The organism is Streptomyces tricolor, assembly GCF_002155905.1.
Classification (GTDB): Bacteria; Actinomycetota; Actinomycetes; order Streptomycetales; family Streptomycetaceae; genus Streptomyces; species Streptomyces tricolor.
In genome coordinates this window covers 1-8,378 of the sequence record NZ_MUMF01000610.1, presented here as the reverse complement: position 1 = coordinate 8,378, position 8,378 = coordinate 1, and the positions used below count along the sequence as shown (strand labels likewise).

Genomic DNA, 8,378 nt, shown 5'->3' with positions numbered 1-8,378 from the left:
CGCGGCCCGGGTCCGGTCGGCGATCAGTCCGGCCAGCGCGGCCAGGCCCGCGGCCCGGGGATCCTGGGTGCTCATGCCCCCAGCATGGGCCACCGGCGCTTCGGCGGCGGCCGAAACGTCCTCACACCCGTACCTGCTCGTACTGCTGCGCCAGCCCGTCCAGCAGCGCCGTCAGCCCCGTCTCGAAGGCCCGCTCGTCGATCTTCTCCTGCTGCTCGGCGAGCAGATGGGCCTGCCCGAGGTGGGGATAGTCGGCGGGGTCGTACGCGCTGGCGTCGTCCACGAAGCCGCCGGCGAACGAACCGAGCGCCGAGCCCATGATGAAGTACCGCATCAGCGCGCCGATGGAGGTGGCCTGCGCCGGCGGCCAGCCCGCGTCGACCATCGCGCCGTAGACCGCGTCGGCCAGCCGCAGCGCGGCGGGACGCCGGCCGGGCCCGCGGGCGAGGACCGGGACGATGTTGGGGTGGTCGCGCAGGGCGGCCCGGTAGGAGACGGCCCAGTCGTGCAGCGCGGTCCGCCAGTCCCGGCCGTCCTCGAACATCGACAGGTCGACCAGCCCGCTCACCGAGTCCGCCACCGCCTCCAGGATCTCGTCCTTGGTGCGGAAGTGGTTGTAGAGCGAGGGCCCGCTCACCCCCAGCTCCGCGGCGAGCCGGCGGGTGGAGACCGCCGCCAGGCCCTCCCGGTCCACGAGGTCCCGGGCCGTCTCGACGATCCGGTCGGTGCTGAGGAGGGGCTTGCGCGGTCGGGCCATGGCGCACATAGTAGGGCTGCACACAGAAACTAGCAGTGCTAATTTAAATGTACGGTTTTCAAGATCCAGTGATGGATCCGTCCGGTGTGGGGTGATCTCGTGGTGAACCTGGGGCTCAGCGAGGAGCAGGCGGCCGTCCGGCAGCTCGCCCGGGACTTCGTGGCGCGCGAGATCGCCCCGCACGCGGTCGCCTGGGACCGCGCCGAGGAGGTCGACCGGGGCATCGTGAAGAAGCTCGGCGAGGTCGGCTTCCTCGGGCTGACCGTCGACGAGGAGTACGGCGGCTCCGGCGGCGATCACCTCTCCTACTGCCTGGTCACCGAGGAACTGGGGCGCGGGGACTCCTCGGTCCGCGGGATCGTCTCCGTCTCCCTCGGGCTCGTCGCCAAGACCATCGCCGCCTGGGGCAGCGAGGAGCAGAAGCGGCGCTGGCTGCCGGGGCTCACCGCCGGCGAGTACGTCGGCTGCTTCGGCCTCACCGAACCCGGCACCGGCTCCGACGCGGGCAACCTCACCACCCGGGCCGTCCGCGACGGCGACGACTACGTCGTGAGCGGCACCAAGATGTTCATCACCAACGGCACCTGGGCCGACGTCGTCCTGCTCTTCGCCCGCTCCACCGACGCCCCCGGCCACAAGGGCGTCAGCGCCTTCCTGATCCCCACCGACACCCCCGGCCTGACCCGCCGCACCCTTCACGGCAAGCTCGGCCTGCGCGGCCAGGCCACCGCCGAACTCGTCCTGGAGGACGTGCGCGTGCCCGCCTCGGCGATGCTCGGCGAGGAGGGCAAGGGTTTCTCCGTCGCCATGTCCGCGCTCGCCAAGGGGCGGATGTCGGTGGCCGCCGGCTGTGTCGGCATAGCCCAGGCCGCGCTGGACGCCGCCGTCGGATACGCCGGTGAGCGCGAGCAGTTCGGCCGCTCCATCGCCCATCACCAGCTGGTGCAGGAGCTGATCAGCGACATCGCCGTCGACGTGGACGCGGCCCGGCTGCTGACCTGGCGGGTCGCCGACCTGATCGACCGCGGCGAGCCGTTCGCCGTCGAGTCCTCCAAGGCCAAGCTGTTCGCCTCCGAGGCCGCCGTCCGCGCCGCCAACAACGCCCTCCAGGTCTTCGGCGGCTACGGCTACATCGACGAGTACCCGGCCGGCAAGCTGCTGCGCGACGCCCGCGTGATGACCCTCTACGAGGGCACCAGCCAGATCCAGAAGCTGCTCATCGGGCGCTCCCTGACCGGGGTCTCGGCGTTCTGAGTACGCGGCTGAGTACCTCGGCGGATGTGACGCGGGCCGCATCCGCCGAAGCTGGGGCCATGAGTGACACACCGGTCAAACAGCAGAGCACGGCCGCGTTCTACGGCCAGGCCGTCGCCTCCTTTGCGGTCGCCATGGCGGCCACCGCCATCGGCATCGTCCGGCTCGACGCCAGCGCCTGGGTGCGCGGCTTCATGGCGATCGCCGTCCTCTACCTCGTGACCTCCGCCTTCACCCTCGCCAAGGTGATCCGGGACCGGCAGGAGGCCGGGCAGCTCGTCAGCCGTGTCGACCAGGCCCGCCTGGAGAAGCTGCTCGCCGAGCACGACCCGTTCGAGAAGCTCTGACCGAGGCCCCGGCGCGGCACCGGGCGGCTACGCTAAGCGCTCGCTCACCGTCGGCGGTATGGTGGTGCTCCTGTCACGAGAGGGGCGAGCGAGCGATGAGTACGGCGGAGGAGACGACCGGCGGCGAAGTGGAGCCGTGGGAAGAGGTCACCCCTGACGCGGCCCGGCGGCTGCTCGTCGCCGCCGTGGAGGCCTTCGCCGAGCGCGGCTACCACGCGACGACGACCCGGGACATCGCGGGCCGCGCCGGCATGAGCCCGGCCGCGCTCTACATCCACTACAAGACCAAGGAAGAGCTGCTCCACCGGATCAGCCGGATCGGCCACGACCGGGCCCTCGACATCCTGCGCACGGCGGCCCGCGGCGAGGGCAGCGCCAGGGAGCGGCTCGCCGACGCCGTCAGCTCCTTCGTCCGCTGGCACGCGGGGCGGCGCACCACTGCACGGGTGGTGCAGTACGAACTCGACGCCCTCGGCCCCGAGGCCCGCGCCGAGATCGTCGCGCTGCGCCGGCAGGTGGACGCCGAGGTGCGCGGGATCATCGAGGACGGCGTGGCCTCGGGCGAGTTCGACGTGCTGGACGTCAAGGGCACCACGCTCGCCGTGCTGTCGCTGTGCATCGACGTCGCCCGCTGGTTCGACGTGAACGGCCCGCGCACCCCCGAGGAGGTCGGCGCGCTCTACGCCGACCTCGTGCTGCGCATGGTCGGGGCCGAGCCGGCCCGCCCGCAGGACGGCGCACCGGCCTACAGGTAGTACCGGGACACCGACTCCGCGACGCACACCGGCTTGTCGCCGCCCTCGCGTTCCACGGTGAACGCGACCGTCACCTGCACCCCGCCGGTGACGTCCTCGACGCCGGTGATCTTCGCGGTGGCGCGCAGCCGGGAGCCGACGGGGACGGGGGCGGGGAAACGGACCTTGTTCGTCCCGTAGTTGACGCCCATCTTCACGCCCTCGACCCGGACGAGCTGCGGCCCGAAGAGCGGGAGCAGGGACAGGGTGAGGTAGCCGTGGGCGATGGTCGTCCCGAAGGGTCCGGCGGCGGCCTTCTCCGGGTCCACGTGGATCCACTGGTGATCCCCGGTCGCCTCGGCGAACAGGTCGATCCGCTTCTGGTCGATATCCAGCCAGTCGGTGTATCCCAGCTGCTCGCCCACGGCCGCCCGCAGCTCGTCGGGGGAGGTGAAGGTCCTCGGTTCTGCCATGTTCCCGGCCTCTCGCTCGCGTCTCTAAGCAACTGCTTAGCATGGTCGGGCGGGGGGTCGATGTCAACGGAGGGCGGACCGGCCGGGTGGGTAATCTCTGAGAGGTGCCCCAGATTCCCGAGAAGATCCACGAGCTGACCGTCGGCCAGCTGTCCGCGCGCAGCGGAGCGGCGGTGTCCGCACTGCACTTCTACGAGTCCAAAGGCCTGATCTCCAGCCGGCGCACCCCCGGCAACCAGCGCCGGTACAGCCGCGACACCCTGCGCCGGGTCGCCTTCGTCCGCGCGGCCCAGCGGGTCGGCATCCCGCTCGCCACCATTCGGGAGGCCCTGGCCGAACTGCCCGAGGAACGGACGCCGACCAGGGAGGACTGGGCGCGGCTGTCGGAGAAGTGGCGCTCGGAACTGGACGAGCGGATCCAGCAGCTGAACCGGCTGCGCGACCATCTCACCGACTGCATCGGGTGCGGGTGCCTGTCCCTGGAGACGTGCGTGCTGTCCAACCCGGACGACGTGTTCGGCGAGCGCCTCACGGGATCCCGCCTGATGGCCGAGCGGCGCTGAGGGCCGGCCGCGGGGGAGGGGGCCGGCTGCCGGGTCCGTCACTCGTACTCGGTGCCGCCCTTGCGGGTCAGGTACGCCGGGCTCACCGCCTTGGCGATGGCGCGACCCCCGGTCACCGGGCTGTACCGCTCCACCGCGGGCCGGATCACCACGCCCTCCCGCAGATGCAGCCCCCGCCCGGACACCGTCTCCCGCCCGCTCGCCCACTCCCGTACCCGCTCGATGTCGTACGGCCCCGCGAACAGCCGCGGCACCAACGGCAGTTCACCCGCCAGCAGTTCCGCCGCGTCCAGCCAGCGCACGGTGCCGTCGATCTCCGCGCAGACGTCGAACGCCGCGTACCCGAGGGTGTCGCGCCGCCCGTCGGCCCCGTACGACAGGTCCTGCACGCCCGCGCCGTACACCTCCCCGAAGACGCCGACCCGTCGCGCGCCCAGCCGCTCGCAGAGCCGCGCCGCCGCCTCGGCGACCCCGTGCCCGCGCACCGCCCGCCAGTACAGGTTCCGCGGGTCCTCCCGCAGCGCCAGGGACTTGGCGCCGAAGCCCTTGGAGGAGACGTACACCCTGCCCTCCCCGGCGACGTACGTCAGCAGGCAGGCGGAACCGTGCAGTTTCTCGGTCAGGACGACCGGCTCGCCGGGGGTGAACAGGTCGGGGTAGCGCTGGATGTTCTCGATGTCGACCCAGGGCAGCAGGTCCGGTGCCGGTTCCACGTCCCCGTTCATCGTCGGCGGGACCGGCGGCACCCACTTGGTGATGCCCAGCAGCTCCGCGAAGTCGGTGCCCTCCGCCGCGGCCCGCGCCAGGTCGACGTCCGCGAGCGCCTTCGGCCGGCACACGATGCCCTGGGACAGCTCGCCGCGCAGCCGCACCGCCTTGACCCGGTTGGCCTCGCCGCCCGCCAGCCGCCCGGTCAGCCCCAGCTCCTCGATCAGCGCCGCCGGGAGCACGGCCTGCTCGGGGATGTAGACGGCGGTTTCGCCGGTGCGGTACGCGCCCTTGGCGACGACGGCCCGGTACAGGCCCACCTGGGCCAGCTCCAGCGCGTCGGCGTTCGGATGCTCGTGGACGGTCAGCACTTCGGCGGTGACCCGCAGCGTGGACATGGGACTCCCCGTTCACCGGTTCGGTTTCATCGGCTCCCACTGTCCGGGCGCGAAAGGGCTGGAGCGAACGGATTTGGCTCTGCTAACGTCGCGCTCTTCGGCCGGCGGCGACGCCGCGCACGGAGTCACGACGGGAACCGGTCCCTTGTCCTCCACCGCTCTCGCCGCCGCCCTGGCGGACATCGACACCGTCTTCGACGGCTTCGCCAACCCGGGGGAGACCGGCTGCGGTTACTGCCACTCGCCCGAGGAGACCGCGTATCTGCGCACGCCGTCCGTGCGCGTGCCCACGGACGTGGTGCAGTACTACCTGTACGAGGTCCCCGACCACTTCGACGACCACGCGACCGCGATGCGCCGCCTGCTCCCGCAGGCCGCGCGTGCGCTGGCCGAGGGCAGCCTGGGGGCGATCGGCCACGGGGCGATCGGGCTGTCCCGGGTGGACTGGCGGTCCTGGCCCGCCGCACAGGCCGCCGCGCTCGACACCTTCCTGCACGCCTGGTGGCGGCACGCCCTGACGGTGCCCGAGCCGCCGTACGGCATCGAGGAGATCTTCGACGCCTGCGTCACGACCGCCCGCACCGTGGCCCCCTTCCTGGCCGCCTGGGAGCGCGGCCCGGCCGCCGACGCCCACCTCGTGCACTGCGCCGATGTCTGGCTGTACGACCTGCTGAGCGACGATTCGCCGTTCTCCTGGTGGTACGGGGAGAGTGAGGCGGCGGGCGTCGCCGAGCTGCGCGACTGGCTCTCCGGGACCGGGGCCGCCCGCCTGCACGCCCTGGGCGAACACGACCTCGCCGTCCGCTGCGCACTCCTCGCCCTGCCCCATGACCAGCGCTGGGATCACCCGTACTGGGGCAGTGCCTCCGCCACCAACTGAGCGTTGGACCGGGCCCGTCGGCCGTCCGGCAGCAGCAGGGTGTCCTCCAGGCCGATCCGGGTGGCCAGGCCCAGCCGGCCCGCCAGCCGGAGCACCGGCCACGTGCCGCCCTCCTCGCCGTGCAGCAGCACCGGGCGGCCGTGCGCCCGGCCCAGCTCCGCCAGCAGCGCCCGCGCCGACGCCTCGGCGGTCGCCGGGTCCGGGTCGGTCACCTCGGCCAGCACCCGCAGCACCCTCGGCCCGAGCGGCGAGGCCGCGAACCGCCGCGCGCCCCCGGTGCCGGACCAGACGCCCGCCTCCACGGCCACGCCCCTGCCGAGCAGTTCCGCTGCGACCTCCTCGGCACCCGGCTCATGCCAGTTGACCGAGGCGAAGTCGGGCAGCACCGACCAGGCGCGCACCCGGGCCCGCCGGGCGGACGGATCGGGTTCCGCCCAGGCACCGGTGGTCACGCCGACCGGCACCGGCACCCGCGCCCGTATCGCCTCCAGCGCCGGGCCGACGACGCGCGGGGAGAGGCTGTCCCGCCCGCACGGTGTCTTCGGATGGACGTGCACCGAGGTGGCCCCGGCCGCCACCGCCGCGGCGGCGGAACGCGCCAGATCCTCGGGGGACATCGGGACGCCCGCGCCGTCGGCGGGCGAGCGGCGCCCGTTCAGACATACCTGGACCATGACCCGATGGTGCCAGGCGCCACGGACAACGGTCTTGGCCGCTGCCCGGGCCTCGGCCGACGTCTCGGCCGACGCCTCGCGGAGTTCGCGGAGTTCGCAGGATCCGCGCGGCCCGCGGGAAGGGTGCGGCATCCCCTGCGCACCCCGGACACCGGTGCCGCGCACCCCGGACACCGGTGCCGCGCACCCCGGACACCGGTGCCGCCCACCGCTCAGGCCGACATCAGCAGGCGTCCCCGCCTGGCGTGCTCCAGGGCCCGCGGGCTGAGGACGGGCCGCGGCACCAGGATCCCGCAGTCCGTGCAGACCGGGCCGGACGAGGGCTCGTGGTCCAGGCCGTACTTCCAGACCAGCCGCTCGCCGCCGCAGACCGGGCACGACGAACCCGGCTCCCGCTCCAGCGCCGCGATCAGCCGGCGCAGCACCTCCGCCAGCGGTGCCTCCGGGTGGACCCGCGGATCGTCGCACCAGGCGACCCCGAACCCGCCCCAGGTCAGCCGGTGCCAGTCGTCCACGCTGCCCGGCCGGCGCAGCCCGTCGTGCTTCTCCTTCCTCCGTCGCTCGGTGAAGTCGGTCTCGTAGGCGAGCCAGACGTCACGGGCCTCCTCCAGCTCCTCCAGTGCGGCCACGAGCCGCGCCGGATCGGGGGAGCGGTCCTCGGGGCCGAAACCCGCCCGGGAGCACAGATGGTCCCAGGTCGCCCGATGCCCATAAGGGGCGAACTTCTCCAGGCACTTGCGCAGCGAGTACCGCCGCAGCGCCAGATCACAGCCCGGATCGCGTACCTGTCTCGCCAGACTCCGGAAACCGGCCATCGCCCTGCACCTCCGTCACACCTGCACCTGTACTTCGGTCACTTCGGCGTCGTCGCACGGACGTCGCCGAATAGACGTATCGACAGGCGATTCGGCTCCATGTCTTCTCGGGATCTCCGTGCGGACTCCAGAAAGTGACGCATGTTCATCTTTGAACCGGGGGATACCGGCGGTAACGTTCGGCCACCCCTGTCGCTAGGAGCTGCCATGCCACGGCGAACCCCACGTACCACGCTCGACAGACAGAGAACGTCCCGCCGACTCCCCGGGTTCCTGAAGACGGCGTCCGTATGCGTCCTCGTCGCCGGTCTTCTCTCCCCGTTCTCCCGGAGCGCGGTGGCGGCGCCCGACACCACGGCCGCCAGCGACCACTGCGGCGGCCGGTGTTCGGACATCCTGCCGCCCGGCCAGAACGGCAACGCGACCCTCGCCCAGATCCTGCTCAACCAGGCCTTCGGTACCCAGCCCGCGCACGCCGAGGACCAGCTCGGCCCGTACGCGGGCCTGGCCACCGGCTACCGGGGCCTGACCGACGCCACGGTCAACACCTTCTTCAACGACGCCTCCTTCGGCGTCCCCGCCGACCAGGTCGCCTCCACCGAGAAACCGGCCGGCCGCAGCGACGTCACGATCGTCCGCGACAAGAAGACCGGTGTACCGCACATCACGGGCACCACCCGGTACGGCACCGAGTTCGGCGCCGGATACGCGGCGGCCCAGGACCGGCTGTGGCTGATGGACGTCTTCCGGCACGTCGGCCGCGGCCGGCTGACCT

The 8,378-nt window shown here is 72.6% G+C and carries 11 protein-coding genes; 6 read left to right on the top strand and 5 right to left on the bottom strand.

The annotated features are described in order from the left end of the window. Positions 1 to 121: 121 nt before the first annotated feature. Complete coding sequence (locus tag CCN44_RS35310; RefSeq protein ID WP_086702629.1) at positions 122 to 757, bottom strand: TetR/AcrR family transcriptional regulator; 636 nt, start codon at positions 755 to 757, stop codon at positions 122 to 124. A gap of 102 nt (positions 758 to 859) precedes the next feature. Between CCN44_RS35310 and CCN44_RS35305 the strand changes: the two genes are divergently transcribed. The 3 genes from CCN44_RS35305 (at position 860) to CCN44_RS35295 (ending at position 3,113) form a co-directional block, all read left to right on the top strand. Continuing rightward, on the top strand, positions 860 to 2,011 hold the full coding sequence (locus CCN44_RS35305; protein ID WP_086702635.1) for an acyl-CoA dehydrogenase family protein: 1,152 nt from the start codon (positions 860 to 862) through the stop codon (positions 2,009 to 2,011). Between the two features lie 59 nt (positions 2,012 to 2,070). Further along, a complete protein-coding gene (locus tag CCN44_RS35300) occupies positions 2,071 to 2,358 on the top strand; it encodes a YiaA/YiaB family inner membrane protein (RefSeq protein ID WP_086702626.1) in 288 nt (95 codons plus the stop codon). A 95-nt stretch (positions 2,359 to 2,453) separates the two neighbouring features. After that, entirely contained in the window at positions 2,454 to 3,113 is a 660-nt protein-coding gene (locus CCN44_RS35295) for a TetR/AcrR family transcriptional regulator (RefSeq protein ID WP_059248461.1), read from the top strand. Here CCN44_RS35295 and CCN44_RS35290 read toward each other — a convergent pair. Beyond that, complete coding sequence (locus CCN44_RS35290) at positions 3,104 to 3,565, bottom strand: MaoC family dehydratase (RefSeq protein ID WP_086702623.1); 462 nt, start codon at positions 3,563 to 3,565, stop codon at positions 3,104 to 3,106. The genes CCN44_RS35295 and CCN44_RS35290 overlap by 10 nt on opposite strands. A 104-nt stretch (positions 3,566 to 3,669) precedes the next feature. Here CCN44_RS35290 and soxR point away from each other — a divergent pair, with 104 nt between their 5' ends. Then, positions 3,670 to 4,128: a redox-sensitive transcriptional activator SoxR gene (soxR, locus tag CCN44_RS35285; RefSeq protein WP_059248459.1), complete on the top strand. Its 459-nt coding sequence runs from the start codon at positions 3,670 to 3,672 to the stop codon at positions 4,126 to 4,128. Between the two features lie 38 nt (positions 4,129 to 4,166). On the opposite strand, the gene CCN44_RS35280 is transcribed toward soxR, so the two are convergent. Continuing rightward, positions 4,167 to 5,234, bottom strand: coding sequence for an RNA ligase (ATP) (locus CCN44_RS35280; protein WP_086702620.1), 1,068 nt, complete (start codon positions 5,232 to 5,234; stop codon positions 4,167 to 4,169). A gap of 145 nt (positions 5,235 to 5,379) precedes the next feature. On the opposite strand from CCN44_RS35280, the gene CCN44_RS35275 reads away from it, so the two are divergent. Continuing rightward, positions 5,380 to 6,114 carry a hypothetical protein gene (locus CCN44_RS35275; protein ID WP_086702617.1) on the top strand — a complete coding sequence of 245 codons (735 nt, stop codon included), beginning with the start codon at positions 5,380 to 5,382 and terminating at the stop codon, positions 6,112 to 6,114. Here the strand turns inward: CCN44_RS35275 and CCN44_RS35270 are convergent. Both CCN44_RS35270 and CCN44_RS35265 read right to left on the bottom strand, forming a co-directional pair. Further along, complete coding sequence (locus CCN44_RS35270; RefSeq protein ID WP_086702632.1) at positions 6,078 to 6,788, bottom strand: 3-keto-5-aminohexanoate cleavage protein; 711 nt, start codon at positions 6,786 to 6,788, stop codon at positions 6,078 to 6,080. The two genes, CCN44_RS35275 and CCN44_RS35270, sit on opposite strands and share 37 nt — an antisense overlap. A 212-nt stretch (positions 6,789 to 7,000) precedes the next feature. Next, a complete protein-coding gene (locus tag CCN44_RS35265) occupies positions 7,001 to 7,603 on the bottom strand; it encodes a hypothetical protein (protein ID WP_059248456.1) in 603 nt (200 codons plus the stop codon). A gap of 207 nt (positions 7,604 to 7,810) precedes the next feature. Here CCN44_RS35265 and CCN44_RS35260 point away from each other — a divergent pair. After that, the coding region (locus CCN44_RS35260; protein ID WP_143650195.1) for a penicillin acylase family protein at positions 7,811 to 8,378 on the top strand (568 nt) is incomplete at its 3' end.

What these genes read in the sequence shown, in the direction of transcription:
- CCN44_RS35310 (WP_086702629.1), bottom strand. Translation starts at nt 757, where the DNA reads ATGGCCCGACCGCGCAAGCCCCTCCTCAGCACCGACCGGATCGTCGAG.
- CCN44_RS35300 (WP_086702626.1), top strand. Translation starts at nt 2,071, where the DNA reads ATGAGTGACACACCGGTCAAACAGCAGAGCACGGCCGCGTTCTACGGC.
- CCN44_RS35295 (WP_059248461.1), top strand. Translation starts at nt 2,454, where the DNA reads ATGAGTACGGCGGAGGAGACGACCGGCGGCGAAGTGGAGCCGTGGGAA.
- CCN44_RS35290 (WP_086702623.1), bottom strand. Translation starts at nt 3,565, where the DNA reads ATGGCAGAACCGAGGACCTTCACCTCCCCCGACGAGCTGCGGGCGGCC.
- CCN44_RS35280 (WP_086702620.1), bottom strand. Translation starts at nt 5,234, where the DNA reads ATGTCCACGCTGCGGGTCACCGCCGAAGTGCTGACCGTCCACGAGCAT.
- CCN44_RS35270 (WP_086702632.1), bottom strand. Translation starts at nt 6,788, where the DNA reads ATGGTCCAGGTATGTCTGAACGGGCGCCGCTCGCCCGCCGACGGCGCG.
- CCN44_RS35265 (WP_059248456.1), bottom strand. Translation starts at nt 7,603, where the DNA reads ATGGCCGGTTTCCGGAGTCTGGCGAGACAGGTACGCGATCCGGGCTGT.